24 protein-coding genes are annotated in these 26,477 nt (G+C 45.7%); 8 read left to right on the top strand and 16 right to left on the bottom strand.

What is annotated here, in order from left to right; translation table 11 throughout:
• Nucleotides 1-58: 58 nt before the first annotated feature.
• From mmsB to QF041_RS27960, 6 genes are all read right to left on the bottom strand, one after another.
• Nucleotides 59-1,222, bottom strand: a complete 1,164-nt coding sequence (mmsB, locus tag QF041_RS27985) for a multiple monosaccharide ABC transporter permease (RefSeq protein WP_036674453.1) — start codon at nt 1,220-1,222, stop codon at nt 59-61.
• Nucleotides 1,191-2,756: a multiple monosaccharide ABC transporter ATP-binding protein gene (gene mmsA, locus QF041_RS27980; RefSeq protein WP_307416434.1), complete on the bottom strand. Its 1,566-nt coding sequence runs from the start codon at nt 2,754-2,756 to the stop codon at nt 1,191-1,193. The genes mmsB and mmsA overlap by 32 nt, the downstream gene beginning before the upstream one ends.
• Nucleotides 2,757-2,777: 21 nt before the next feature.
• A complete protein-coding gene (gene chvE, locus QF041_RS27975; RefSeq protein ID WP_307416433.1) occupies nt 2,778-3,863 on the bottom strand; it encodes a multiple monosaccharide ABC transporter substrate-binding protein in 1,086 nt (361 codons plus the stop codon).
• Between the two features lie 318 nt (nt 3,864-4,181).
• Nucleotides 4,182-5,480: a response regulator gene (locus QF041_RS27970; protein WP_373461408.1), complete on the bottom strand. Its 1,299-nt coding sequence runs from the start codon at nt 5,478-5,480 to the stop codon at nt 4,182-4,184.
• 8 nt (nt 5,481-5,488) lie between these two features.
• Nucleotides 5,489-7,357, bottom strand: coding sequence for a cache domain-containing sensor histidine kinase (locus tag QF041_RS27965; protein WP_307417065.1), 1,869 nt, complete (start codon nt 7,355-7,357; stop codon nt 5,489-5,491).
• Between the two features lie 91 nt (nt 7,358-7,448).
• Nucleotides 7,449-8,456, bottom strand: coding sequence for a substrate-binding domain-containing protein (locus QF041_RS27960; RefSeq protein ID WP_307416432.1), 1,008 nt, complete (start codon nt 8,454-8,456; stop codon nt 7,449-7,451).
• 206 nt (nt 8,457-8,662) lie between these two features.
• Here QF041_RS27960 and QF041_RS27955 point away from each other — a divergent pair, with 206 nt between their 5' ends.
• Nucleotides 8,663-9,244 carry a LysE family translocator gene (locus QF041_RS27955; protein WP_307416431.1) on the top strand — a complete coding sequence of 194 codons (582 nt, stop codon included), beginning with the start codon at nt 8,663-8,665 and terminating at the stop codon, nt 9,242-9,244.
• Nucleotides 9,245-9,264: 20 nt separating this feature from the next.
• Nucleotides 9,265-10,041 carry an AraC family transcriptional regulator gene (locus QF041_RS27950; RefSeq protein ID WP_307416430.1) on the top strand — a complete coding sequence of 259 codons (777 nt, stop codon included), beginning with the start codon at nt 9,265-9,267 and terminating at the stop codon, nt 10,039-10,041.
• A 169-nt stretch (nt 10,042-10,210) separates the two neighbouring features.
• Here QF041_RS27950 and QF041_RS27945 read toward each other — a convergent pair whose 3' ends face one another.
• A complete protein-coding gene (locus tag QF041_RS27945; RefSeq protein ID WP_307416429.1) occupies nt 10,211-10,789 on the bottom strand; it encodes a hypothetical protein in 579 nt (192 codons plus the stop codon).
• A 171-nt stretch (nt 10,790-10,960) separates the two neighbouring features.
• Between QF041_RS27945 and QF041_RS27940 the strand changes: the two genes are divergently transcribed.
• Complete coding sequence (locus QF041_RS27940) at nt 10,961-11,626, top strand: phosphatase PAP2 family protein (protein ID WP_074096154.1); 666 nt, start codon at nt 10,961-10,963, stop codon at nt 11,624-11,626.
• Between the two features lie 164 nt (nt 11,627-11,790).
• Here QF041_RS27940 and QF041_RS27935 read toward each other — a convergent pair whose 3' ends face one another.
• Nucleotides 11,791-13,224 carry a glycoside hydrolase family 1 protein gene (locus QF041_RS27935; protein ID WP_036617092.1) on the bottom strand — a complete coding sequence of 478 codons (1,434 nt, stop codon included), beginning with the start codon at nt 13,222-13,224 and terminating at the stop codon, nt 11,791-11,793.
• Between the two features lie 88 nt (nt 13,225-13,312).
• Between QF041_RS27935 and QF041_RS27930 the strand changes: the two genes are divergently transcribed.
• Complete coding sequence (locus tag QF041_RS27930) at nt 13,313-14,254, top strand: helix-turn-helix transcriptional regulator (protein WP_307416428.1); 942 nt, start codon at nt 13,313-13,315, stop codon at nt 14,252-14,254.
• A 73-nt stretch (nt 14,255-14,327) separates the two neighbouring features.
• A complete protein-coding gene (locus QF041_RS27925) occupies nt 14,328-15,143 on the top strand; it encodes a class I SAM-dependent methyltransferase (RefSeq protein ID WP_307416427.1) in 816 nt (271 codons plus the stop codon).
• Between the two features lie 98 nt (nt 15,144-15,241).
• Here QF041_RS27925 and QF041_RS27920 read toward each other — a convergent pair whose 3' ends face one another.
• From QF041_RS27920 to QF041_RS27905, 4 genes are all read right to left on the bottom strand, one after another.
• A complete protein-coding gene (locus QF041_RS27920; protein WP_307417064.1) occupies nt 15,242-16,036 on the bottom strand; it encodes a hypothetical protein in 795 nt (264 codons plus the stop codon).
• 98 nt (nt 16,037-16,134) lie between these two features.
• Nucleotides 16,135-16,551 carry a hypothetical protein gene (locus QF041_RS27915; protein ID WP_307416426.1) on the bottom strand — a complete coding sequence of 139 codons (417 nt, stop codon included), beginning with the start codon at nt 16,549-16,551 and terminating at the stop codon, nt 16,135-16,137.
• A 503-nt stretch (nt 16,552-17,054) separates the two neighbouring features.
• Complete coding sequence (locus QF041_RS27910; RefSeq protein WP_076329132.1) at nt 17,055-17,288, bottom strand: transcriptional regulator; 234 nt, start codon at nt 17,286-17,288, stop codon at nt 17,055-17,057.
• 99 nt (nt 17,289-17,387) lie between these two features.
• Nucleotides 17,388-18,668: an XRE family transcriptional regulator gene (locus QF041_RS27905; RefSeq protein ID WP_307416424.1), complete on the bottom strand. Its 1,281-nt coding sequence runs from the start codon at nt 18,666-18,668 to the stop codon at nt 17,388-17,390.
• A 202-nt stretch (nt 18,669-18,870) separates the two neighbouring features.
• On the opposite strand from QF041_RS27905, the gene fabV reads away from it, so the two are divergent.
• Entirely contained in the window at nt 18,871-20,064 is a 1,194-nt protein-coding gene (fabV, locus tag QF041_RS27900; RefSeq protein WP_145323875.1) for an enoyl-ACP reductase FabV, read from the top strand.
• A gap of 183 nt (nt 20,065-20,247) precedes the next feature.
• Here the strand turns inward: fabV and QF041_RS27895 are convergent, their stop codons facing one another.
• From QF041_RS27895 to QF041_RS27885, 3 genes are all read right to left on the bottom strand, one after another.
• Nucleotides 20,248-21,495: a DNA glycosylase AlkZ-like family protein gene (locus QF041_RS27895; protein ID WP_307416422.1), complete on the bottom strand. Its 1,248-nt coding sequence runs from the start codon at nt 21,493-21,495 to the stop codon at nt 20,248-20,250.
• Between the two features lie 121 nt (nt 21,496-21,616).
• Nucleotides 21,617-21,844, bottom strand: a complete 228-nt coding sequence (locus tag QF041_RS27890) for a hypothetical protein (protein WP_091027777.1) — start codon at nt 21,842-21,844, stop codon at nt 21,617-21,619.
• A gap of 272 nt (nt 21,845-22,116) precedes the next feature.
• Nucleotides 22,117-23,235, bottom strand: coding sequence for an NADH-dependent flavin oxidoreductase (locus QF041_RS27885; protein WP_307416421.1), 1,119 nt, complete (start codon nt 23,233-23,235; stop codon nt 22,117-22,119).
• Nucleotides 23,236-23,460: 225 nt separating this feature from the next.
• Here QF041_RS27885 and QF041_RS27880 point away from each other — a divergent pair, with 225 nt between their 5' ends.
• Entirely contained in the window at nt 23,461-23,895 is a 435-nt protein-coding gene (locus QF041_RS27880) for a MerR family transcriptional regulator (RefSeq protein WP_307416420.1), read from the top strand.
• Nucleotides 23,896-24,080: 185 nt separating this feature from the next.
• Here the strand turns inward: QF041_RS27880 and QF041_RS27875 are convergent, their stop codons facing one another.
• Entirely contained in the window at nt 24,081-24,677 is a 597-nt protein-coding gene (locus tag QF041_RS27875) for a restriction endonuclease (protein WP_307416419.1), read from the bottom strand.
• 260 nt (nt 24,678-24,937) lie between these two features.
• Here QF041_RS27875 and QF041_RS27870 point away from each other — a divergent pair, with 260 nt between their 5' ends.
• Nucleotides 24,938-26,206: a hypothetical protein gene (locus QF041_RS27870; protein ID WP_307416418.1), complete on the top strand. Its 1,269-nt coding sequence runs from the start codon at nt 24,938-24,940 to the stop codon at nt 26,204-26,206.
• Nucleotides 26,207-26,477: the final 271 nt, after the last annotated feature.

The following is a 26,477-nucleotide window of genomic DNA, read 5'->3' as shown; positions in this document are numbered from 1 at the left end:
ATACAGCAAAACAGACCTGATCCTGAGATCAAGGTCTGTTTTTTCATTTTATCAAGTGTTACGCTGATCTTTTATTTTTATTATAGATATCAAACGCTACAGCGAGCAGCAGTACCAATCCCTTAATCCCCTGTTGCCAGTCAATACCGAGACCAATCAGGGACATCCCGTTATTCAGCACACCCATAACCAAACCACCGATGATGGCACCAAATACCGTACCTATGCCCCCTGAAGCGGAAGCACCACCGATGAAGCAGGCCGCAATGGCATCCAGCTCGAAGTTGGTACCCGCTCTTGGCGTAGCTGCATTCAGACGTGCGGCGAAGATCAACCCGGATACCGCGGCAAGTGTACCCATGTTCACGAAAACCCAGAAGGTTACCTTTTTTGTTTTGACTCCGGACAGACCTGCGGCCTTCTCATTACCTCCAAGCGCATACACATGCCGTCCCATGACAGTACGATTCATAACGAAGGAGTACACAACGATCAAGACAAACAGCAGGACCAGGATATTCGGAATACCTGCATAACTTGCGAGTACAAACGTAAACAGATTTGTCACAACAGCCACCACAATCAACTTGAGCAAGAACAGTCCCTGTGACACGACCTCAAATCCATATTTTCGCTGGGAACGGCGTTCCCGCAGTTCATTGACAATGTACCAGACGGTGAGCACAAGACCCACTATGATGGATACCAGACCGAAACCTGAGAATTGAATGTCCGCCAGGAAGCCAGAGCTTATTTTCTGGAAACCACCCGGAAAAGGAGAGATCGATTGCCCCTCCAGCACAATCATCGTTAAGCCGCGGAATAGCAGCATGCCTGCCAGCGTCACGATAAATGCCGGAATCCGCACATAGGCGATCCAGAAGCCCTGCCATGCACCGATCAAAGCGCCAACCAGCAAAGAAGCGATGACTGCAAGCCAAGCCGGAAGCTGCCAATCAACCATCATAATCGCGGCAACGGCACCAACAAAGGCTGCAATGGAACCAACAGACAGGTCAATATGCCCGGTAATGATGACCAGCACCATTCCGATCGCCAGCACCAAAATGTAGCTGTTCTGCAAAATCAAATTTGTAATATTAATCGGCTTGAGTAACAGCCCGCCTGTAAGTACCTCGAACAAGAGCATAATCACTACCAAGGCAATAATCATGCCGTATTGACGGATATTATTTTTGAACAGTTTTGTTATCATTTCCATGCTTGCCGCCTCCAGACTTGGTCATATATCTCATCAATGTTTCCTGGGATGCTTGCTCCCGGCTGACTTCACCGGTGATTCGCCCGGCATTCATCACATAGATCCGGTCACACAGGCCAAGAACCTCCGGAAGCTCGGATGAGATTACCAGTACGCCCTTGCCTTCAGCAGCAAGCCGATGAATGATCGTATAGATTTCGAATTTCGCTCCCACATCAATACCGCGGGTAGGTTCATCCAGTATAAGAATATCTGGTCCGGCAAAAATCCATTTGCTGAGCACCACTTTTTGCTGGTTGCCTCCACTCAGATTACCGGTCTTCTGCAAAATGCTTGGTGCTTTGATGTTCATGCTTTTCTTCATCTTTTCCGCCACCAGTACTTCTTCACGCTCGTTCACTACTGCGTTTCGCGTCAGCTTGCTCAGACCCGTTAAAGAAATATTGCGCTTGATGTCATCCATCAGAATGAGTCCGTATTCCTTGCGGTCTTCTGTCACATAAGCAAACCCGTTCTGAATAGCCTCCGTGACAGTATTGTTGTGGATCGGTTTACCATTCTTGATGAGCTGTCCCGAAATATTCCGGCCATAGGATTTGCCAAAGATACTCATGGCAAGCTCAGTACGCCCAGCGCCCATCAGCCCGGCAATCCCTACAATTTCACCACGTCTGATATTCATATCGATCTGATCCAGTACTTTCCGCTCGGCATGATGTTCGTGATATACCGTCCAGTCCTTTACCTCAAGGATAACTTCACCAATGGTGGCATGACGCTCCGGATAACGGCTAGTGAGATCACGTCCTACCATTCCGCTAATAATCCGGTCCTCCGTCACTTTTTCGTTCTTCATATCCAACGTCTCAATTGTCTTACCGTCCCGTAAAATGGTCACGGAATCGGATACCTTGGATACCTCATTCAGCTTGTGTGAGATCAGGATACAGGCGATGCCCTGTTTCTTGAATTCCAGCATCAATTGCAGCAGATTTTCACTGTCGTCCTCGTTCAATGCAGCGGTCGGCTCATCCAAAATTAGCAGTCGCACCTTTTTGGAGAGCGCTTTCGCAATTTCGACCAGTTGCTGCTTGCCTACCCCGATGCTGGATACCAGCGTGTTTGGATTTTCGCTCAGTCCCACCTTCGAGAGCAGCTCCCGTGTACCCACAAAAGTTTCCTTCCAGTTGACAATTCCTTTGCTGGCACGCTCATTGCCCAGATATATATTTTCCGCGATTGAAAGGTAGGGGATCAGGGCCAACTCCTGATGAATAATGACGATTCCCAGATCCTCGCTCTGCTTAATATCCTTGAACTCACAATTTTTGCCCTGAAATAAAATGTCGCCTTCATACGTGCCATGTGGATATACACCACTCAGTACCTTCATCAACGTAGATTTACCTGCGCCATTTTCACCGCATATGGAATGAATTTCGCCTTCACGGACTTTCAGATTGACATTTTCCAGCGCTTTGACGCCAGGAAAGGTTTTGGTGATGTTTTTCATTTCCAGAATGATTCCGGCCATGGGATGTGCTCCTTTCATTTATTATTTCAGTCCGATTTCTTCCTTCGTGTAATACTGTGTACCAACGATATCCTGCTCCACATTTGTACGATCCACCGAGATGGGATCCAAGAGATACGCCGGAACAACCTCAATTCCGTTGTTATATGATGTTGTATCATTAACTTCCGCCTGTTTTCCTTGCAAAATACTATTGGCCATCTCTACCGTCTTCTCGGCTAGCTTCCGTGTATCCTTGAACACCGTCTGCGTCTGTTCCCCGGCCACAATTGACTTGATCGAGGCAAGTTCGGCATCCTGTCCTGTAATAACGGGCAGCGGTTTGTTCGAAGTACCGTAACCAATCCCTTTCAAGGATGAGATGATACCAATACTGATTCCATCATAAGGAGATAATACTGCATCCAGATTATCACTCGAGTAATACGCACTCAGCAGGTTATCCATCCGTGACTGGGCCAGTGCACCGTCCCAGCGCAAGGTCGCAATCTGAGCCATCGTCATCTGCGTGCTACGTACCACCAGTTTTCCGGAATCGATGTACGGCTTCAGCACAGACATCGCACCGTCGAAGAAGAAATAGGCGTTATTATCATCAGGAGAGCCACCAAACAGCTCAATGTTATACGGTCCTTTTCCATCCTTGAGCCCAAGTTTTTGTTCGATGTAGGAGGCTTGAAGCACACCCACCTTAAAATTGTCGAACGTGGCGTAATAGGTTAAATATGGTGTATTGCGAATGAGCCGATCATACGAGATCACTTGTATCCCTTCGTCATGCGCTTTCTTGATTACATCCGTTAATGTGTTGCCATCCACGGACGCGATGACCATCACATCCACACCTTTGGTGATCATGTTTTCAATCTGTGAAATCTGATTTTCAACCACGTCCTCAGCATACTGAAGATCGGTTTTGTACCCCTGCTCCTGAAACAGACGGACCATGTTCTCCCCGTCTCCCACCCATCGTTCTGATGATTTGGTTGGCATCGATATACCGACATATCCCTTTTCTTTGCTGCCTGGGCCACTCTCTGCCAGATTGCAGGCCGAGAGCATCAAGGTCATCACCAGAAGCCAGATGAGCATTGCTCCTTTTTTCATATGAAGTTCCCCTTTCCTCACGTCATACGGTTCTGAATGAGTTATAAGATAACGCTTACAATGCATGTGGTACATTCTGTTGCTTGGTGTTCCTGTCTGAGACCAATGGTAGCATTGGAGCAGCCGTAAGGTCTTTGCACGTTTTGAACCTTTTTTATAAAAATTTAACTTTTGATGGGAACGCTTAAAGTACAAGTGTGATCCATGAGATACCATACCAGAGTCAAAAAAAAGGACATGCTCCACTTCGCTTCACACGAAGTAGAACATATCCAACTCATTTATCACACGTCTGAATGAACAACTGTAATACGATATTTAATTCGCGGAAGGATGATAAGCCGTCCCCCCGTTCTTTCGATACTGCACTGGCGAAATGCCCATTGTTTTTTTAAATGCAGTGCTGAAATAATGCTGGGTATCATAACCTACACGCTCAGCTATGGTGTGGATCGGCAATGTTGTTGAGTCTAATAACTGTATAGCCTTGCGAATGCGAGCATGCGTGACAAGCGTGACAAAGGAATCATTCAGCTCTTTCTTCAGCACACGACTAAGATATACGGCAGATACTTGTAGACGGGAAGCGAGCGATTCCAGGGTCAGTTCCCGCTCGGCATATTCTTCGTGAATAAGTTGTCTTGCCCGGCGAACCAGAGGGGACAACTGCACTTCCCCGTATACCCGTTCACGGCAATGACGGTACGTATCCGGCGTTTCTTCCAGTGTACCTGCATGTGTCTCCACATGAGCATGAATGGCAATATTCAGGCAAGAACTGATCTGCTGTTCCAGAAGAGACTCTATTTCTTCGGGGGCTTCCTGCCACAGACACATGCCGATCAAGCCGCTTACGTCCCGAAACAGGACATGCGGCAGGTCCCCCAGCAGTTCACTAATTATATTTTCCACTGCATACAGAAACAACTGACGATCATTCTCTCTCAGTATCGTCTGACGCGCTTCAGCGGCAGGCCAGCGTACGACCCCAATCTGCACAGGTGAGACGGCGGGTAACCGCAAAAACACAAGCTGCTCCGTCAGATCCCTCCCTTCAGCCTGCCCCTCCAGCCACTCCAGCATAAATCGCTGGCGAAGCAACGGGATATTACGTTCAATCTGATGAGCTGCCTGTTGTACATATGCCGTCCTCTGGTGCTCTTCAGTAAGTCGCTGATGTAATCGCTCAAGTGCAGCATATAATTGTTCTGCTTGCACAGGTTTTAAGATGTAATCCTCTACGCCAAGACGAACCGCCTCCTGCGCATATGCAAATTCATCATGTCCCGAGATGATCAGGTAACGACAGCCCGGGCACTTCTGCTGAAGGGCACGGATTAGTTCGATTCCGTTCAGGAATGGCATATTCATATCAACGAGAACAATATCCACACCCAAATCAGCCGCCCGTTCCAGCGCTTCCTCGCCATCTTCCGCTTCACCTACAACCTCCATCCCGAGAGTTGTCCAGTCAATGGCATCCCGAATCCCCTCACGAATGATCGGTTCATCATCAGCGATGAGCACGCGGTATTTCTTCGCCACATGGCTATCCGGCGTAATCTCCATTACTGTAGTCAATGCGGATGTCTCATCTGTTTCAGTGGAAGTTGTCACGGTCGACTTCATGAATTTTCCCATTCACTCTCCTGCCTCTCTTCGTTATTGATTTGCTTGGTTGGTGGGACCTCCCGCATCAACGGATGAATGATGGTCACACTAGTTCCTTCACCTTCCTGGCTCTCCAGCACAATACCGTATTCATCGCCAAAGGACAGCCGGAGACGGGCCTGCACATTCAACATTCCATAACTTTTGCCTGTCATCCCAGGCGAAGACGCTTCCAAACTTGCCAAAGGAGCTTCGAGCAGCTGCTGCATCTCGGCAAGCCGTTCGTTGGACATGCCTGCTCCATTATCCTGAACGGTCAGCAGCAGTCTGTTATGTTCCAATCTGGCCTCCACCCGAATGTGTCCCGGCCCACGCCTGCCCTTAATTCCATGATAGATTGCATTCTCTATCAGGGGCTGAAGCAGCAGCTTTAACACAAAAAGATCCCGCAGTTCCTCTGGAATATTCAATGTATACTGAAGACGATCGCGGTATCGTGTCTGCTGAATTTGCATATAGCTGGTCATATGCTCAATCTCGGAGTGCAGTGGAATGTAATCCTGTCCTTTACTAAGCCCTATGCGAAATAATCGAGATAACGCGCCAACCATGCCGGATACATCTTCTGCACCCTCTTTGCGTGCCATCCAATGAATCGTATCCAAGGTATTGTACAAAAAGTGTGGTTTGATATGCTCCTGCAAACTTCGCATTTCAGCGTCGCGTTTCTGCCGCTCCCGCAATTCATTTAGTGATATCAGTTGTCGAATCTGTGCCAGCATTCGGTTATAACTGTTGCCAAGCATGCCAATCTCGTCAGCGCGATTACTCCAGCGGCCTGGTCTGAGATTGCCAGTCTCCGCCCTGCGCATGTAGGACATGAGCCGGAAAATGGGCTGAGCAATGGAACGGGAGAACCATAAAGAGGCGCTCAGGCCAAACAAACACACCACAAATACAAAGCTAACCACGTAAAACTGGATTTGGCGTACTTCGGATATCGAGTCTCTTGTAGGAAATACCCCTACCGTTCTCCAACCCGTAAAGGTAGACGACTGATACATGAATAATAACCGTCCACCTTCTGTATCGGCGGTAAATGTTCCACTCTCACCAGAGGGGAACCAGTCTGTGGGAATGTGTTCTATTAGCGGGTGCTCCGGCTTGTATACACTTTGACCTTCTTCATCCGTCACCATCACATAACCGGATTTCCCCAAGGTTACATTACGGGCAGCCTGAGAGACGGACCTTAGTTTAAGATCAATCATAATAACGCCTCGCACTCGCCCTGACGCTTCATCCGTTATGGAACGTGCAACTGATACAATCTCATCATCCTTGTAACGTACATGTGTCGTGAGATTACGCTCTTTCGGCTGACCCAATACCATGAAGATGCCCGGATTGGCCGAAGCTTTTTGGTACCAATTTTCCTGGATCAGGCTCTGTTCCGCTCGGGGATACATCTCGTTGCTAATATAGTCACCATTTGCATTGACGAGAACAATCCCGGCGATTTCAGGATACAACGTTGTGAACCCCTGCAAGGTTTGTTTGATGCCATATAACCGATTTTGCTCCGTTTCGGCATTGGTGTCCATGTTCATCGGTTCGATGCCTGCATCATCATTCTGTGGCATTTTGTCGTTCATAAAAGCATCAATATCCGGGTCAAATGCAATCAGATAGGTCATGTTTTGCAAATTCTCCATTTTGCTGTTAAGAGCTTCATTCACTTTGCCAATCAGTTGCATGGTATGCCCTTCAACCTGTCGTTCAACAACCCGCTCCACCGTCCAGTTCACAAGCAACCCAAGTCCTACGGAAGGTACAATGGCGAATAACAGAAAAAGCAGCATCAGCTGGTAGCGAAGGGGCATATTACGCAAGCGTAAACGCCGAATCCCGTTCCTGAAAGTGGAGAGAATCGCTCTCCTGCTCCAATGCCCTGGACTCTTGAAATCCTCCTTGTTATTTGGCATAGTAATCATCCACATCCGAGCGTGTCACCACAGAGATCCCTGTGTCCACCATCACGGGAAGCGGTGCATTTTCACCGGATGAGGATGGGGCAGGAACCGTTAACTGGTGATGCAGATGGAACAAATATTGGAGTGACCAATATCCCATATTCCAGGTTCCCTGTGCAATCGTAGCTGAGATTGTACCGTTCTTGATCATATCCAATGTAGCCTTATTTGTATCAAACGAAATAATCTGCAACGGATGTCTGTCCCCGGCAGTTTGAACGGCTTCCCCCGCTCCTGCTCCTCCGGTGGCTTCAGTCACAAAAATCCCCGCCAGCTCGGGATGTTCCTTCATCATTCTCTGTGTTTCGTCTCTGGATACCATCGCATCACCGTGTCCGTCTGCAACTTCAACGATCTGCATGGAAGGGTATCTCTCCTTGATCGTATCGCGGAAGCCCTTCGTCCGCTCTTCATGATTTTGTTGTCCGGGCAAGTTTAATACCGCGACCTCTCCCTCACGACCCAGCAGTTCAGCCATTTTATCGGCAGCCATTACACCCGACTTGTAATTATCTGTCCCAAGAAAAGAATAGGCCTGGCTATCAGGTGCATCCGCGTCAAATAATACAACAGGGATATCTGCGTCGATTGCCTTGTTAATCGCTGGAACTAACGATTGTGGATCGATTGCAGATATGGCAATGCCTGCGGGCTTACGAGCGATAGCCTGCTCAATCACCATGGTCTGCTCCTTCGCATCATACCGGGTAGCTCCGCGATATTCTACGGTCACACCAAGTGCATCCGCGGCATCCTCGAATCCTTTGAGCGGGCTCTTCCAATACTCTAGCCCGGACTGGAATGTAATCATGATATACGTCTCTCCGATATCACCGCGCAGCCCACGGTCCTCCCATGAACTGTTTACCTGACTGGTGTATTCGAATCTCAATACATACAACGCAAAGGCTGAGATTAGCAAAATGTAAACAAGCAGCATTTTTTTCATTCCGTTCACTTCCTCAAGTCGTCTGATCACCTTATACTTCGTTTAAATTGTAAACGCAATCATTCAAAAAGAAAACTCCCCCTTATCTTTTAAAAGGAAGCTCCTGTTGCTAACGGTGTACCTGCTGCAATAATGTACTATATGGTTTCTCCCGCTAGACGTATGATCATGGAACTAAACTACAACCAGAGGAGAGCATCATCATTATGAATCTTGCATCTTTTTTAATCTACTGCATCGTCGTTACATTCACCCCTGGCCCCAGCAATATCGTAATTCTTTCTTCTACACAGATAGTTGGCGCACGAAAAACAATGCGCTATGTCTGGGGAGCTACGTTGGCATTTGGTCTGCTGCTTACCGCTTCAGCTTTTCTTAATCATCTTCTTGCGGGAGTGTTGCCTGGAATTCTGAAGGTGATGCAGATTGTCGGCGGCCTGTACATGGTGTATCTGGCGTACCAGATCTACAAGATGGGTACGACCGAGGATGCACCGAAACAAGTTACCGGATTTTGGAACGGTTTCATCATGCAATTTGTGAATCCAAAGGTGGTCTTGTTTACTTTCACTGTCATTCCAAGTTATGTATTGCCCTTTTATAAAAGTTCATTCTCATCGTTCCTGTTCGTGCTGCTCATTACATTCATTGGTTTTCTGGCCTATTCCAGTTGGGTTGTTTTTGGCACGGTTTTCAAAACGTTGCTGAATCGGCACCAAAAATTACTGAGTATTCTCATGGCACTTTTTTTGTTATACTCAGCCATTATAGTATCCGGATTAATCTAAAGCTTGGGGAGGTGTGCTGCATGGAACGGTTTAACTATAAAAAGTCGCAAGACGTGCTGGCACTATCCGCCAGCTTTACTGATTTTGCATACAAAAAACATTGCCATGAAGAGTATGCGGTCGGCGTAACCTTGCGTGGCATTCAACAATACAACCTGGACGGACAATATCAGGCGTCTCACCAAAATGGTGTCATGTTGTTTAACCGTGAACAGTCCCATGATGGAAGCTCCTACGATAAGGCTGGCATTGATTATGTGATGCTGTATTTGAAGCCGGATTTGGTTGAGGAGATTATAGGCAAAAAGGAATTGCGTTTTGGAAGTCCCATCGTCTATGATCCCGAGCTTGCACGTAAGATCCTGATGCTGAACGATGCCGTTCAACTCAGACAGGACGAAGCCGAGTGCAGCGAACGGGTCTTCGATCTGGTTCACCTTCTGGCTCAGAAGGAAATGGACACCAAGCTCTGGTTGCCTCAGGACAATATGGTCCGCAAAGCCAAGGAAATCATGTTTTGCAGCACTGAAGATGTGCTCAAGCTGGACAACCTGAGTTCCGAATTTGGCATGTCCAAGTTTCAATTTATCCGTGAATTCAAGGCACATGCAGGTATATCCCCCTACCAGTTTTTCTTAAACTGCAAGGTGGAGCGTGCCCGTCAATCCATCGAAAAGCAGAAGGACGTCTATACTGCTGTTGCCGATTGCGGATTTGTTGATCTGACCCATCTGAATCGTCATTTCAAACGGGTATTTGGTGTCACAGCTTATGAATACATGTTGCAGCTGAACTAGTTCCATCGGATCGATAGTCCCAGCTCCAATTGGATACAATTTTGACGCCACTCCTGAAAATCCCCGTATAGAACGTCAAAGTTTCTTAACGTTCTGTACGGGGATTAGTTTTTTCCATCATACAAACCTTATGTTATACAATCCAACTTTCAATTTACATTAGACCTGATCAGATTCTTTTCTTTCGTTTCCATATCCACACGATTGCCAACGCTGCCAATAAAATGACTCCACCATATAATATGAGATAGAAAGGCCCACTTCGCCCACCACCATCATTGGTTTCTCCAAAATCTTCTTTACTTACAAGCTTTCCCGCACCCAGCAATTTCAGATCGTCTCCGGCTTGTTCAATTGGAACATTGCGACTGCACAGATTCGTATGAAGCTTATGATCCACTTCATATTGATAAGCATAGATCAGGTAGGACTGATTCTTTTCAAATTGAATGCCACAGGACTCAGAACCACCGTCACTCGCGAGAATTTTCATCTTTTTGGCATTAACCCCCTTCCATGCAGTATCTACATCAAAGGTATACTCTCTTAATAAGCCATCATGCTTCGACTGTTGAGAACGTCCCTTCTTCACCACTTCTCCTGTAAATACAGTTGTGTTTGCCTTCAATCTCTCTTGAGCATCACTCTCGACACAACTGCAAGCATACACTTTCTCTCCGGGAAATAGAGCTAACCCAGACGTAACCAACAGTAAGATTAACAAGCACATCACCAAACGTCGTTTCATTCCGACCGCTCCCTCCTACATTCTCTGCTTGAATAAGCGTTGTTAAGGTTACATATTTTTATTGCTGCTATATTTATTGTAAAATTATAGCACAATACAAATATCGTTATGTCCGAGATACACAAGGACACAACATACGAAATCAACCATCACGGAGGAACTCAACATTTGATGCACAACTGGAAAAAGAATATCTCCTTCCCGCTGCTCGTTGCAGCGTTATGCATGATCGCCTTTATAAGCATCGCCCTGTCCATCAGCGACAACCAAATTCATCGATTTGATGATACCTTAATCGGATGGATTCAGGGGTTGGAATCCCCTGGTATGACACAATTCATGCACCTTTTCACCTGGATCGGCAGCGAAATGCCAGTGGTCTTCATTACCATCATCGCCATGATTGTGTTATACATTTTCCTGCGACACAAACGCGAACTGCTCTTCCTGGCTTGTGTGCTCGCAGGTTCAACCCTGTTAAATGCATTGCTCAAGCTGGTATTCCAGCGTGCCAGACCTACCATTAACCGGATCATTGAAGTGAGCGGCTATAGCTTCCCCAGTGGGCATTCTATGGCAGCATTTAGCCTGTACGGTGGACTGGCCTTTCTAATCTGGAAACATGTACCCACCGTCACAGGACGTGTGCTGATGATTGTTGCCAGCGCCGTATTTATACTGACCATTGGTATAAGTCGTATCTACTTGGGGGTGCATTATCCAAGTGATATCGTAGGCGGATACTTCTTGAGTGGTTGCTGGCTCTCCACATGTATATGGTTTTATCGGCGGCATTTGGAGCGCATGTCCCAACTGCAAAGCAGAAGGCTGGCCTAGGCGGCCCGCTATTGAACTACACAAAAAAATACCCGGCTTTCCTTAACTGAAGGATAACCGGGTATTTTTTATATTCATATGTAGTAGTCCTGACTCGTTCAGGACCACATGGACCGCTTGTCCCATTTAAGGGAACAGACCGATCTAATTTTTTTTACACCAAATTATAACTCTTCACCATTGGATTCAATGACTTTTTTGTACCAGTGGAAACTCTTCTTGGGTGTTCTGCTCAAGTCTCCGTTACCGTCGTTGTCTTTATTGACATGAATGAAGCCATAACGCTTCTTCATCTCTCCAGTGGATGCACTAACCAGGTCGATACATCCCCACATGGTGTAGGCAATCAGATCTACGCCGTCAGCTACCGCTTCTTTCATCTGTTCAATGTGACCTTTCAGATAATCAATGCGATAGTCATCTTGAATGGAGCCGTCTTCCTCTACCACATCAACAGCACCCAGACCGTTCTCAACCACCATCAGTGGAATCTGATAACGATCATACAGATGATTCAACGTGTAACGCAGTCCTTTTGGATCGATCTGCCAACCCCAGTCGGAAGCTTCGAGATATGGATTTTTGATACCGCCCAGCAGATTACCTTCTGCTCTCTCGAGGGACTCATCCGCACTTTCAACCAAAGACATATAATAACTGAAGGAATAGAAGTCTACGCAGCCTTCACGCAAAGTCTGCTCGTCTCCCGGTTGCATCTCGATCTGGATACCTTCTTCGGCGAAGAAACGTTTGGCGAATCCAGGATACGCTCCACGAACCTGTACATCACCGCAGATCATATTGGAGATTTGGTCTTTCTTCTGTGCAAGCAACATGTCGTCCGGGTTACATGTGTTTGGATAGGTGGTCATGAAAGCGACCATACAGCCGATCTGGAAATCAGGGTTAATCTCATGTCCCAGCTTCACCGCTTTGGCACTCGCAACGAATTGGTGATGTAATGCCTGGAAACGAGTCTGAGGATCATCCACTCCGTCGACCAGTGTCTCTTTACCTTCAAACAGAATACCTGCAGCCATATAAGCACCCATCGGCATCGTCAGACAGTTGATTTCGTTGAACGTCAGCCAGTATTTGACCTGATCCTTGTAACGGTTGAACAGGGTTGTACAATAACGGATATAACAATCGATAACTTCACGGGAAGCCCAGCCGTTATACTTCTGTGTCAGACCGAATGGCGTTTCATAATGGGAGATCGTTACGAGCGGCTCAATATTGTATTTTTTCAACTCGGCAAAAACATTATCGTAGAACTGCAATCCCTCTTCGTTTGGCTCCAGATCATAACCGTTTGGATAGATCCGGGACCAGTTGATGGACATGCGGAACATTTTGAAGCCCATCTCTGCCATCATGGCAATATCTTCTTTGTAATGTCCGTAAAAATCAACCGCTTCATGGCTCGGATAATACGTGCCCTCTTCCAGTACTGGCGTAATCCGGCGTGGAATCGTGTGTGTTCCTCCTGTCATCATGTCAGACGTGCTTGGCCCCTTGCCACCCTGGTTCCATCCACCCTCGAATTGATTGGCAGCCGTAGCGCCACCCCAGTAAAATCCTTCTTTCATTGTCATTACCAGTTCCTCCTTCATATCTCAAAAAGACTATATAACCAGTGTACCATCCATACCCTGACACCTATTGTCATGGTATAATCAGAGCATGGAAAATAACCGACTATTTCGAATGTTGCTTTTGTTATTGGAGAAAAAGAAAACCACCGCACCAGAACTCGCCCGTATGTTCGAGATTTCTGTACGCACGGTGTACCGCGATATCGACCGGCTGAGCGCTGCGGGTATCCCCGTCTATACCACGACCGGCAAGCATGGCGGTATCCATCTGATGGACAACTATGTCATGGACAAGTCCCTGTTGTCGGAAGAAGATCAGAACGAAATTTTGATGGGGCTATACAGCATCAGTGCGATCCCACACCTTAATAGTGCTCATATGCTGCAACGGCTGACCGCTCTGTTTGATCACAAGCTGGATTGGATCGAATTCAATTTCTCACCATGGGGCAGCATCCCCCTGCAAGAGAGAGAACTGTTCAATCAGGTGAAACAAGCCATATTAACGAATCAACTGATTACGTTTCATTATGTTAATTCGGATGGTGAGAAGAGCATTCCAACCGTGGAGCCACAGAAACTTATATTCAAAAACAGTACATGGTACTTCAAAGGGTACATTCATGATGATCCTGATCGTAAAGAATTCGAGACATTTAAGATGAAACGGATCACCCAGTTGACTTTTCTGGCGAGAAAACACGATCACTCTGTTACTGCCGGATCAAACGACCCTGAATCAGAAGCAGCTCCTGTCCTGACTCCTCTTACACTCTCGTTCTCCAGCAATATTGCATACCGAGTGTATGATTTTTTCGAACCTTCCCTCATAAAAAAAGAGCCTGATGGCAGGCTCCGTGTGTCTCTCGAACTGAATGTAGGGGAATGGCTCTACTCCTTCCTGCTGTCGTTTGGTTCCGAGCTGACCGTAATCGAGCCTGTTCATGTTGGACAGGAATTGCTCAGACGTCATATCAAAGCTGTTGAACATTTGCAGAACGTCATGAACAAACTTCCCAACAATGAATGATATAATATAGGCCTATACAACTTTTGATCACAGCTGACTCTCCGTCATCCATCTGACCGAAGGAGGTTTATCCATGCAAGACATTAGACGCAACAATGTGGAACGTTTCAAAGGTTTTGGTACGTTATACGATCAGAATCGACCAGCTGCTCCCACTGAAGTGGTGGATATTCTAACGACATATCTTGGCAGCACACCGCGTATGGTCGCAGATATTGGTTGTGGCACCGGCTTATCCTCGTGGATCTGGCTTAATGAAGCTGAACGTATCATCGGCTTTGAACCCAGCGATGACATGAGGTCTGTAGCTGAATCCAAGTGGGAATCTGCCGGGAAGCCGGATAACCTGCGGTTTGTGTCCGGCTTGTCTCACGACCTCGGACTACCAGATGGCAGTGTGGATGTGCTGACCTGCTCGCAATCGTTTCACTGGATGGAGCCGCAACCCACACTACGCGAGTTTGCACGTGTACTTCGTACAGGGGGCATATTTGCAGCCTACGATTGCGACTGGCCGCCAATGTTAGCCTGGCAGTTAGAACAAGCTTATCTGCAGCTGAATAAGGAAGCAGATCAACGAGCAGCCAGTCTGGCTCCCCAAGATAGTCAGGCACACAAATGGAGCAAGGATGGGCATTTGCAGCAGATTCAGCAGTCTGGGCTGTTCCGATATGTTCGGGAAATCGTATTTCATCACCACGAGACATTCACAGCCGATCGATATGTCAATCTCGCCCTGAGCCAAGGCGGCCTGCAAACGGCGTTGAAGCTCGGAGCGGATGATCTATTAACAGCTGCTGACGAGTTCAGAGCGCTGGCTAATCGTGTATTTGACGGAGAATCCAGAAAAGTACTCTTTTCTTATCGCATGCGCCTTGGTATTGTTTGATAACCGTCCGTTGCTTGCACCTCTCGTACATACCAAATGGAAAAGGAGGTCCTGCACGTCATAAACATGATCTGTAGGACCTCCTTTTGTCTACATCTTCAGGAGGAGAATAAGTCACTTAATTGTCGTTCCTGTACATTCAATGCCAACACCAATTTTGTTGGGTCTTGTCTTGAATAAATGACGTTAATGATATGACCTTGCTGCACCTGCGGCAGCGCAGATGACAAAATTTCTTTTTGCGTTGTCACATTGAAGGTTTCACCGTTCGTCTTTGTTATGCTGAGTTTGAGCTGAAGCTTGATCTTATTGCTGCCTCCACTCCCAAGTGGAGTGACATCAAGGATCTTGGCCATCGCTTTTTCCCCTGTTCTTGCAATGTCCATCATTTCAGGTGATACCCCTTGCTGTACCATCTTTTCATCCAACAATTGCTGCATATCCTCCTGTGATAATTGCCCATTAAGATCGAGCCCTACCTTGCGCTCATCCTTTACAGAGACAACTAACGGAATAAAACTGCCCGGCTGAAACTGTGCCATGGAGGTCAGCGGAATGACGGCTTTCATCTCGGTATCGTATTTCTCGCGCCCCTTACGCGACACCGTCAGACCCAGTCGAATCTCAGGCTGTTCATTAATATACGTCCCCGTCTGTTGTATAGTCTTAATGACCCCAACTGCGGGTAAACCTGTCTTCACTCGACCTACGCCAAAAATATTGCTCAAAATCGAAGGAACAAAGATCAGTGCAAACCCGGCAAAGATCGCCGGAGTGTACCACCATGCCTGCATAATCATAAACGGATCATTCCACAGCTGCTCTGCAAGAAATGGGAAGAAACCGACTCCGAACACCGTTAATACGCCAATGAATCTCAGGAAACCTACCATATGATCCACCCTCTCTTAACCCTTCTCTTAATATGTCTATTTACCGTTGTTATACGCATTAATGAATTGATTATCACTGTCTTATAACCAAATACCTTCTAGATGGACAATAGCCCCATGTAGATCAACTCGGACGGATTTGCTGGATTCTGACCTAATCCCACCCGATCGCCTACTCGTGGAATCTGCATTTTGGACACCAGTGTCTCCAATGTACGCTGATACTGGTTGCCATTCGTTTCTGTCACATCTAATACAAGCACAACAATCGGATCAAAGTTGATCAGTTTCCCCGTATCAGTGATCGTCACCACCGTAGCCGTAGCTGTTAAAGGCAGAGAACCACTCGCCGCCAAATGTGCCTGCTTTGCCGAATCCAGACTTTGGTTGATCGCCTCCCGATGTTCCTTTGTTACAAAACCTTTCATCATCATGCCAGTGAGTCCTTTATTCATCATTTTATCCGCTTTGGCAATCACATCTTCCTGTTTGTTCTTTTTACCGAACCATCCCATATCAAACACCTCATTTGTTTTATTTGTTTTTAGAAGTTGTTCAAAAAGTCCACTTTTGATTACGAATCATGCCTAGCGGCATCATCAGCATCGAATATGAAATTCAGCCGAAATGTCCGTTGCTCACGTAGGTCTCCTACACTCCGCTACTCCATTTCTATCTTCATTCCATCTTCTCGGTACTGAAAACCAGACTTTTTGAACACGTATTTATAGTTAAATTATAAACACCGTGACTTGTCCTTGAATACCCTTCTGGCGGCATACAAAAAAAACGAAAAATCCGGCAATTGAATTACGGGATAATCGTTCCTTTGGTAAAGAATGATGCTAATTCCGCAAAAAAAGATCTGCTAATACGATCTTCATTTCACGATTGGCAGAAATATTTTGTGCCAAATCCATCGGCAATGCACAAAATCATGCCAAAAACATAACTTTAAGCTTTCCCGAACCTCCAGATGGACTAGTGATAGCCTTAATGCAACCTGCCACTTACTCCATTAATCTCCTTTTATTTCATTGTCGTTCGGTATTAATTCATACAAGGTACGAACATCACAACCGATGGAATCGGCGATCGATATGGCAATTTTGAGTGGCATCACTCTTTTGTTTTCAATAAAGTCGTAAACTCGTTCCGGTTTAAAAAGTAAGTCTTTTGCCAACCATTCTGCTGACTTTCCGGATTCCATCAATCGTTCACTCAGTAAACAACGTCCTAGTTCAAATTTCAAGAAGCGATGACCTCCCGCATAAGATAATATTTAACCTTAAGCGTGGTCCATTGCCAGCATGAATATACTCTTATGGGTAAATCCAAGCTGATTTCCGCTCTATTTTTTGCGTAACAGATAGACAAGCTTCCGATAATACATCGCCGCTTCCTTGTATTTTCGCTGATCCTCGGACACTACTGCCATCCCTTCATATAACGGTTCAAGCCGCATGACATGCTGCGCGGATTCAAAATAAGGCAGACAGGCAAGCGCCCGCTCCATGAAAACATCCCGATCTCCATGCGCAAGAGCCAGATGGCTCTGGTAGAAGGTTGCGCTCATCTGCTGGTCCTGTGTTGTTGCACATTTCAAGAGTTGATCTACACTCTGCGCGAGCACGCCCCAGTTCTTCCTTGCCAGAGCTACTTCGCATCGATACACACTGACGAGCGGCTGCATCGCGAGCTGAGTTTCTTCCGTTTCCTGCTGCAATAACGATTCAAATCGTTCAATCTCTGCCTGTGCCTGATCCAGTTCACCTGTCATCGTCAGCATGACAATCCGATTGTTGGCAATCGCCGTCACCAGATCTCCCTGATTGCTTGCATACACGAGGTTTGCCTCCGCCATAGTTAATGCCGAGAGTGCCTCCTGAACCAGCCCCATCGCGAAACAATAACCACTATATGCCACATATAACCCAGACAATCGATGGAACATCCGTTGATCATAGACATGACGCATTGTAAGCTCGAATACCTGTTTTGCCTCTTCATACTGTTTGACCTGAATGTAGGCTTCCATCTTGATATTTTGCACAGACAACCAGAATTCACTGCCAGGAAGCGCCAGCTCACTGAGTCTGGTTGCATGAGTTAGTACATCCACAAAAGCCATTTTGGAGCGATAATATTGTATTTTATAGAATAAAAGTGCTTTGACTAACGGACGCGGCAAATCGATATCGTCTGGACGACCGTATTTCTCCAGGTAAAAATTGAGGTAGGACGTATGTATATACTCATGAGCCGTTGCATCGTTTAATTGCTGATAATAGACCGCCTTCATCAAGGCCGTTGTCAGCTCAACGGTCAACGTGTCATCCCGATCTGCCAGAGCATGCACCGTATCTTCGGATATCGCCGACGCTGGAACAGACATTTGTTCGAAAACAACCTCTGCCCGTTCGAGTGTTTCCTTGTCCTGAGCCGCAGCCTTTAGAATATAGGAAGGGGATACCCCAAGACGCCCGGCGATGGCTTCTGCCAAGTCTTCAGGGAGCGGATAACGATCCGCCAGGATATTGGCAAAGTGGGCCTGCGTGACCAGACCTTCCACAAGGTCTTTACGGGAGATTTGTTTTCTTTTGCTTAGCAGTTCAATGCGTTCCTTCAGCATGGTATCCCTGTCCTTTCTATCCTAACAAGCGAGTACATTCTATTCACATCATCGCAAAATTAGAGATATAACGCCACCCTTCCGGCGAAATCAAACGAAACGGTTTCCGTTTCCGAGGTAATTGTTTTACAATAAGAAAGTATGTGTAAGAGCATTTTATCGAAATGCTGAACATGAGCTGAATATGAAAGGATGCAAATAAATGATTATTAAACCAAGAACACGTGGTTTTATTTGTACCACTTCCCATCCTGTAGGTTGCGCTGCGCAAGTGCAGGAACAGATTGATTATGTGAAATCCCAGCCTGAGCTGAAAGGCCCTCGTAATGTGCTCGTCATCGGTGCTTCCACCGGATACGGTCTGGCGTCACGCGTTGTTTCTGCTTTTGGAGCTGGAGCGAATACAGTCGGCATTTATCGTCCAAGCAGTTCCACAGAGAAACGTACAGCTTCTGCAGGCTGGTACAACTCCGCTGCATTCGAAAAAGCCGCTGAAGAAGCAGGCCTGAAATCGTACAGCATTACAGGTGATGCATTTGCAAACGAAACACGAGACAAAGCCGTTGAACTGATTCGCAGTGAACTCGGTCAAGTGGATTTGGTTGTATACAGCGTAGCCTCGGCACGCCGTACCGATCCGAACACGGGTGAAGTATTCAACTCTGTGCTGAAGCCAATCGGACAATCCTACACGAACAAAACGGTAAACTTCCACACAGGCGAAATCAGCTCCGTTACCCTTGAACCGGCAAACGAAGAAGAAATTCGTCAGACGGTAACCGTAATGGGTGGAGACGATTGGGAACTATGGATGGATGCCCTGCAACAAGGCGGCGTGCTAGCTGACGATGCAACAACAATCGCTTTCTCCTACATCGGTCCTGAACTTACGCATGCCATTTATCGTGATGGTTCCATCGGTCAAGCCAAGAATCATTTGGAAGCGACTGCACATAAGCTGAATGATCGTCTGAGTGCCAAAGGTGGACGTGCGTACGTAACTGTAGCCAAAGCGCTGGTGACTCAATCCAGTTCTGCGATTCCAGTCGTGCCGCTGTACATCTCAGCATTGTACAAAGTCATGAAAGAAAAAGGCTTGCATGAAGGATGCATCGAGCAATTGCAACGTCTGTTCGCTGATCGCCTGTATGCGGGGGGAGAAGTTCCAACGGATGCCGAAGGTCGCATTCGCATTGACGATTGGGAGATGAGAGCTGACGTTCAGGAAGAAGTGGCGAAGCTCTGGAATGAGTTGACCACAGAGAACATCTACGATCTGTCCGATCTGGAAGGTTATCGTCGCGAGTTCTTCCAACTGTTTGGTTTTGAGACCGATGGTGTGGATTATGAAGCAGACGTTGATCCAAACGTTGAAGTGCCTCATCTGGTGAACTAAAGAAGTTTTTGCGTGGACGTGAGCTTAGGTTTTCGTTAGAGCTAACTGCGGATATCATGCTAAGGATATGATTTTAAAATCAATGAATGAGGAGCCAATTGGCTCCTCATTTTTTGTCCTTTTTAAAATCCCCTCAACAATTCCAATTTTCCGTATCCATACATTCTTTCATGTATCCCCTAATCAAATCGATTTAAGCAGTTTTTTCAGCTCTTTTGGTACCGTCTTCTCGATAGTAATGGAACGTGCTCCATGCATGGACGCAAAGAATTGAAGTCCCTCCCGAAAATCCGTGATCCATTCCTCCACAGGTGGAGCAGTCTCTTCCATAGATAACAAACGAACGGTAAGTACTCCAGTTTTGCGATCAAGTCGTGGGTCCATACGTCCAATCAACCGATCACCGTGAAGAATAGGCATCGCATAATAACCGTAGGTTCTTTTCACCTCTGGCGTATAAATCTCCCATTTATAATGAAAATCGAATAAATCCACAATACGTTCTCTTCTCCATAACAGGTTGTCCAGCGGTGGCAGGAAACGGACCGGGCCAGACGGATCATAGTGTGACTCTTCCTTTTCCATGTGCAGCAGCAATTCCTCATCTTCAGCACGAATATAATAAGGCGTGGCCACGTCCTCAACCTTAAGCGGGATCATTCGCCCATCTGACACACGTGCAGCAATATCGGCGCGACGTTCAGCCGCTGTAGATTTCAACCAACCCAGACGGGGATCACGGGCATCTACGACACGATACGCATAAATGTATTTATCCAGCAGAGCCTGTCTCTGGGCCAACAAATCCATGTCTTCTTTCATCGGAAGTCCCTGTTGCTGCAATCCGGATTCGGTGATATGGAAATAACGTTCATTCCCCTGCCTCGCCACCACACGAATCACAGCGGAGTCCAACAGTAGATTCAGAGCAAGTGTGGTATCCTTGGTCTTTGGCACATCCGCACTGTCCCAATAACCACTTACCCGCTCAACAGAACGAAAGGCTCTTGAAGGTAAAGGTCCTTCTTCCTTCAAACGCTGTAACACATGCTGCACTGTTTTCTCTAAACCTTGCAAGGACGGAGCCAGACGCTCCCTTAATCGAGCACGCACAGGTTCAAAGAGAGCATAGTCTTCCATTGGAATGACACAGGCAGCATTTGCAAAATATTCAAACACCTTGTGATCACTCAGCAACGTATTTAAGCTGTCAGCAGTATAACCAGGGTCACGGGCCCCCAGCACCAAATGCTGGTTTCCAGTTACAGCAGCCACAGGATCAATCTGCACGCAACCAAGGGAGCGAATCAAACTCAAAACTTGGCTGGGTCCCGAAGGTAAGGAAACTGCGGGCCAACGTCCCAGTAAAGCTTGCGTTTGCAGCAAAAAACGCCGAACGATTTTTTTATTCATGTGCAGCGCTGTTGTCATATGTATAGGTTCTTCCCTTCATTTAGTGTACAAGGATTTATAGTCCAATTTATTAAGATACATTGATTTTAACAGTCCACATGATTACTTTCCAACCAAAGAAAGAATTCTATCGTCTTACTTATCCAGCAATCGGCGCCTCATAGACAAAATAAAAAGAAGCACCACCATCCTGGATGATCTGCTTCTTGTGTTTGACCTTTTGCAATTTTTCCTGCTTCGTAGGCATGAGCCGTACATGCTGGGATAACGCACCATAATCCCCGTTAACTCTTCGGCTCTGTTCCGAGCACCATTGACCTGACCGCTCTGCTTTACGTAATGCTTTTTGTGTTTGTGTACGTGCCATATGGATCACACACTCCTTTGGTTGATATACACTCAATATATCATGTGCAGCTACGCAAGTGAAGGTGAAGCTTTTTTGTTGAAGCGGATAAGTAAATATATCTTCCAAATTATAATTATTTAAGCTATGGCAGAGGGAAACTGCAACGTAAATTGCCCATTTTCCTCAAGAAGAGTGAACAAAACCTGTTGCAATATATAAATTAATACAAAAGTTCTTGAAATCAAAAAAGGCCGCTATTATTAGCGTCCTTTTTTGATCTTTCATCTTCTTTATTGTTCAACTTTAAACCATGGACCTGCATTTTGTATGACACCCCATAGTTTCGCTGGCAACACAAGATCTCTAACGTTAGATGATTTAATCACGTTTTGGATTTCCGCCTGCCTTCCTTGTTGAACTTTTTCAACCCACTCTGGATCGGAGATTAATACACGTCCAATTACCGCTAAAGAGAGTCCTTTCTCCATGCTTTCAGAGACATCCTCTGGGCTTTCCAAGGAACCCGCTGCAATTACAAAAATCCGATTGTTGGCATGTTCAACAATCAGCTCAAGATACGTTTTTTTGTTATCTTGGTTATATTTTGGTTTGGACGTAAGGGCTTGTACCAAGGAACCATGAACATAATCAACATTTTCTTCAATCAGTTTATCAATCAGTGCGTAAGTATCTTTCATTCTAAGGGCATCTTGTTGATGTTCCTCTGGGGAAATGCGGTAACCTAAAATAAATGGTTTTGTCGAATATCTCTCAATAGCTTTTTTCACCTCTCGAATAACAGCTATTGGAAAACTCAGACGTTTTTCCAGTGATCCCCCCCATTGGTCTTGACGTTTGTTAAAGAATGGAGATAAAAAGCTTTGAAGTAAAAAACCGTGGGCTCCATGGAGTTCAACACCGTCAAAACCAGCTTCAATTGCACGTCTTGTAGCTTCACCGAACGCATGTATAATTTCCAGAATTTCTTCATGTGTGAGTTCTCTAGGGGATACTGCTTCAGTCAGAGCATCACCGCTCGGACTTACCACGTCACCATTAGGAACTAATTCAGCAATCGCTTTATCTCCAGCATGGAACAATTGAAGAATTGCTGGAGCTCCTCCACTCTTAGCAGCATCTGCCAATTTTTTTAGACTAGGGATAAATGAATCATTATATGCGGCGAATTCATGTGTAAATCCAATACCATTGGGTAGGACATGAGTACAGCCCGTGATAACTAAACCTACACCATTCACTCTTTTTTTATAATATGCAACTTCCTCATCGGAAATCGTGTAATCATCATTACTTGACCATGTCGTCATCGGAGACATAACCACTCTATTCTTTAAGGTAACCCCTTTATTGAATGTAAAGGGTTCAAACAAGTTATTAAATTTACTCATTGTACGTTCTCCTTTATATTTTGATTTCTAAGTGTTTATTTATGGAACAGGTGAAGGTAACCCTACCTCATTCATCCCAACCACAAGTTCTACTCAAGAATATCAGCTTAACCTAAGGGGAAGTAAAGTAGGAATTTGACACGTAATTTAAAACGATTTAATTTTAAATAATCTTCTATGTGATAAAATAACAGTTACAGTAACTGTAACTATGGAGGCGATCAGATGTTTTTTTCAATGAAATATGTGGTGGAGAATTATAATATAACTGCAAAGACACTTCGATTTTATGAAGAGCAAGGGATATTACCGAATATTTCGCGCGACGAAAAAGGGAATAGAGTTTATACCGAACAACAAATCGATTGGATTTCTTTTATTCTTTGTCTCAAAGAAACAGGAATGCCACTTTCTAAAATTAAAGACTACAAGGAATCTTATGAGATGGGGAACTCCACCTATTCAGAAAGAGAGGAAATGTTAAAGAAACATAAAATTGAATTACAAAAGAAAATCGAAGAAAGTCTGAAACATATGGAAGAAATAAATTATAAATTAGCTATGTATGAGCTTCAAAAAGATGAGGTTAGGAAAAATCCTAACCACAATTTTAAATGTCACGGTCTTGAGGTGAACATTGTCGATACCAGGGGGGGGTGAATCAAATATTCGGAATGCTACAACACACAGATGAACAAACGGAGCTCTAAATATCTATCCAGAAAAATAACCAGTCGCCTATATTTACCTAGCGATTGGTTATAATTGTTTTTAAAACGTTAATCCTGACTACATTACTACTTTCGATTATATTTAAAAAATCTAGCACAGTAACACAATGCAACCTAGCGGGATTGCCGCTTTCGCCGGGACTGCCACGTCTCGATTGGTTCGTGATCATCTTCTTCGATCAGTTCCAATGCTTCTTCTACTCTTCTCGCTTTAAATAAAAGAATTAACTCCATCAGGTCTTCCCGGTCCAGCAGCTTCACTCCATTAACGGCTGCAAGCGTCCGACAGGCTTCAGTGTAACGGGCGGACGTTAATACAATTGATCGGTCGGCTTCATAATAACGCATGGATGTATATATCTCCTGCACTGCACTCAATCCTACAGGATGGTTCGCACCATATCGCTTCGCTTGTATAACACTTCGTCTGCCGAGTCTATCAACAAACACCAGATCTGCCCCAAAATCCCGGCTGCTCGTTGTCTTATGTACCTCATCGTACCCGAGCTCTTCGAATAAATGATAGAGATATAATTCAAATTCCGAACCATCCTCCATCTTGTCGATGTCCTTTATTGTGATCTTACGAGGATTGGCTTCACTTCGGATCCGCTGCCCGCGCCTGATAACACGCCGAATAATCCAGGCCAGCAGCAACAATATGATGATACATCCAATGACCCATAGGGTCACATTTTCACTCCAGTTCATAGCTATTCTCCTTGTGTCATTTCCTATGTTCTATCCAGCGTCTTACGCAGATATGGCTTGTCACCGCACTAAATATATCAGACTTCCACCTTCATCGAAAGAAGATGAATTCCCTGTAACCCTTATACTTCACCAAACATAGTCATTTCGACAAACCAATGATAAAAGGTTACAGTATGTTCGGTTGAATTCAGCTTGACTTTAATGGTAAAATTCAACAATCGGTTCTATTGAACCGAAGAAGAAAGGTGGTTTATCACTTGCATACATTGACCAAACACAAGTCCAAAACATGGGCTGCCCTCATTTTGAGCGGCATGCTCCTCTTCACCATGAATACAACAGGTTACGCTGCTGCTTCAACCGAATCCATGCCCAAACCGGCGTGGACGTCATCTTCACTGATGTTATCTGAGGCTAATACAGAGAAAGATGTCATGATCAAGGGAATCCATGCCGTGCCATCCAAAAATCTTGTATATGTACACGCCTCGCAGCCCGTGACCAAAACAAGCAGCAAAACAACACTCGATTGGCAACTGGACTCTCTCCAAGCATTCGATGTTACAACTGGACAATTGAAGTGGAATACGCTATTCCATGAGAAAGGTGGTCCTTATACCACCTACTCTGATTCAGTATATGCTAGCAACGGTACGGCTTATGTGTATATGGAATATTCGGACAAAACCAAAAAATTGTACTCATTCAATACATCCGGTAAAACCAACTGGATCAAAACGGTGAATTCACCTGCAAGCATATCCCTATTGGATAACGATACGCTGATGGTTGCTTCAAGTCAGGGTGTGCAGTCAAACGGTTCCGTTCGCTCTGCCATCTCGTTATATGACAAAAAGGGCAAGCTGATTACCGAAAAGACCATTAACGGTAACGTGCTTAAGGCTGATCATGGTCGAATTGTGGTGGATGCCAGTAAACAAACTAAGGTAGGCAACTTCTGGCAGCAAGCCGCGAATCCCAAAGTGGAGATCTATGATCGTACGTTGAATCGTCTGTCCTTCTACCAATTCCCTGCCAATGCAAATACATTAGGAGATGGCGGCGGTGAATCCCTGGCCATTCTCGACGATGGTTCCATCATTATGCGTGCCAATTTTGAGAATACCGGTAACCGACTGATGGGCTTTGGCATCGATGGCAAGCTTGCTTGGGGACGTGCCATTGCTGGTGATGCCTACATTCAGACGGCTGGCAACGGTTATACAGTCTTTACAGGGCAGAAGCTGGAACTGTACACGATGAAAGGCAAAGTGACCGAGCGTACATTCAAGGACGCACAGCCTGCGTTGATGCATGTCGACCAGACACAGGATGGTCAGTATCAGCTTGATTTTGCCAAAACAGGATACATTCTTGATCCACAGACGCTGGAAGACGTGCATATCTACACTACCAGTGCCTCGGTTCCTTCATTAGAAGGTGTTTCAACCTATGTCGATGATGTCATCTATTCCATGAATAATGAGAAATTGTCCAAATATGTATTAAAGGCTGCTGCAAAATAATGAACGGAGCGCTTCTGTATGACCGTCTAAACGGTTGACAGGGCGCTCTTTTATTTCAAATTCGCCTGGCTCCCCTTACTTGTCATTTCTTCTCATCCTGTTATACTAGTAACGTTCTCTTGCTTCACCCTAATCTTGATAGGCAAAAGGAGCTTAACCTTCCTATGATTATTCAGTTCATTCGATACAGATAACTTGGGGCATAGCCATAAACCTCTTTTTTTGAATTTCGTGCAGAGGTTTATTTGTTATGCCCTTTTCTTCAGTTATC

Source organism: Paenibacillus sp. W2I17 (assembly GCF_030815985.1).
Lineage (GTDB): Bacteria > Bacillota > Bacilli > Paenibacillales > Paenibacillaceae > Paenibacillus.
The sequence above is the reverse complement of the archived record's forward strand: the minus strand, read 5'-3'. Positions and strand labels throughout refer to the sequence as shown.

What these genes read in the sequence shown, in the direction of transcription:
- mmsB (WP_036674453.1), bottom strand. Translation starts at nt 1,222, where the DNA reads ATGGAAATGATAACAAAACTGTTCAAAAATAATATCCGTCAATACGGC.
- mmsA (WP_307416434.1), bottom strand. Translation starts at nt 2,756, where the DNA reads ATGGCCGGAATCATTCTGGAAATGAAAAACATCACCAAAACCTTTCCT.
- chvE (WP_307416433.1), bottom strand. Translation starts at nt 3,863, where the DNA reads ATGAAAAAAGGAGCAATGCTCATCTGGCTTCTGGTGATGACCTTGATG.
- QF041_RS27965 (WP_307417065.1), bottom strand. Translation starts at nt 7,357, where the DNA reads ATGCCCCTTCGCTACCAGCTGATGCTGCTTTTTCTGTTATTCGCCATT.
- QF041_RS27960 (WP_307416432.1), bottom strand. Translation starts at nt 8,456, where the DNA reads ATGAAAAAAATGCTGCTTGTTTACATTTTGCTAATCTCAGCCTTTGCG.
- QF041_RS27955 (WP_307416431.1), top strand. Translation starts at nt 8,663, where the DNA reads ATGAATCTTGCATCTTTTTTAATCTACTGCATCGTCGTTACATTCACC.
- QF041_RS27950 (WP_307416430.1), top strand. Translation starts at nt 9,265, where the DNA reads ATGGAACGGTTTAACTATAAAAAGTCGCAAGACGTGCTGGCACTATCC.
- QF041_RS27945 (WP_307416429.1), bottom strand. Translation starts at nt 10,789, where the DNA reads ATGAAACGACGTTTGGTGATGTGCTTGTTAATCTTACTGTTGGTTACG.
- QF041_RS27940 (WP_074096154.1), top strand. Translation starts at nt 10,961, where the DNA reads ATGCACAACTGGAAAAAGAATATCTCCTTCCCGCTGCTCGTTGCAGCG.
- QF041_RS27935 (WP_036617092.1), bottom strand. Translation starts at nt 13,224, where the DNA reads ATGACAATGAAAGAAGGATTTTACTGGGGTGGCGCTACGGCTGCCAAT.
- QF041_RS27930 (WP_307416428.1), top strand. Translation starts at nt 13,313, where the DNA reads ATGGAAAATAACCGACTATTTCGAATGTTGCTTTTGTTATTGGAGAAA.
- QF041_RS27925 (WP_307416427.1), top strand. Translation starts at nt 14,328, where the DNA reads ATGCAAGACATTAGACGCAACAATGTGGAACGTTTCAAAGGTTTTGGT.
- QF041_RS27920 (WP_307417064.1), bottom strand. Translation starts at nt 16,036, where the DNA reads ATGGTAGGTTTCCTGAGATTCATTGGCGTATTAACGGTGTTCGGAGTC.
- QF041_RS27915 (WP_307416426.1), bottom strand. Translation starts at nt 16,551, where the DNA reads ATGGGATGGTTCGGTAAAAAGAACAAACAGGAAGATGTGATTGCCAAA.
- QF041_RS27905 (WP_307416424.1), bottom strand. Translation starts at nt 18,668, where the DNA reads ATGCTGAAGGAACGCATTGAACTGCTAAGCAAAAGAAAACAAATCTCC.
- fabV (WP_145323875.1), top strand. Translation starts at nt 18,871, where the DNA reads ATGATTATTAAACCAAGAACACGTGGTTTTATTTGTACCACTTCCCAT.
- QF041_RS27895 (WP_307416422.1), bottom strand. Translation starts at nt 21,495, where the DNA reads ATGACAACAGCGCTGCACATGAATAAAAAAATCGTTCGGCGTTTTTTG.
- QF041_RS27890 (WP_091027777.1), bottom strand. Translation starts at nt 21,844, where the DNA reads ATGGCACGTACACAAACACAAAAAGCATTACGTAAAGCAGAGCGGTCA.
- QF041_RS27885 (WP_307416421.1), bottom strand. Translation starts at nt 23,235, where the DNA reads ATGAGTAAATTTAATAACTTGTTTGAACCCTTTACATTCAATAAAGGG.
- QF041_RS27880 (WP_307416420.1), top strand. Translation starts at nt 23,461, where the DNA reads ATGTTTTTTTCAATGAAATATGTGGTGGAGAATTATAATATAACTGCA.
- QF041_RS27875 (WP_307416419.1), bottom strand. Translation starts at nt 24,677, where the DNA reads ATGAACTGGAGTGAAAATGTGACCCTATGGGTCATTGGATGTATCATC.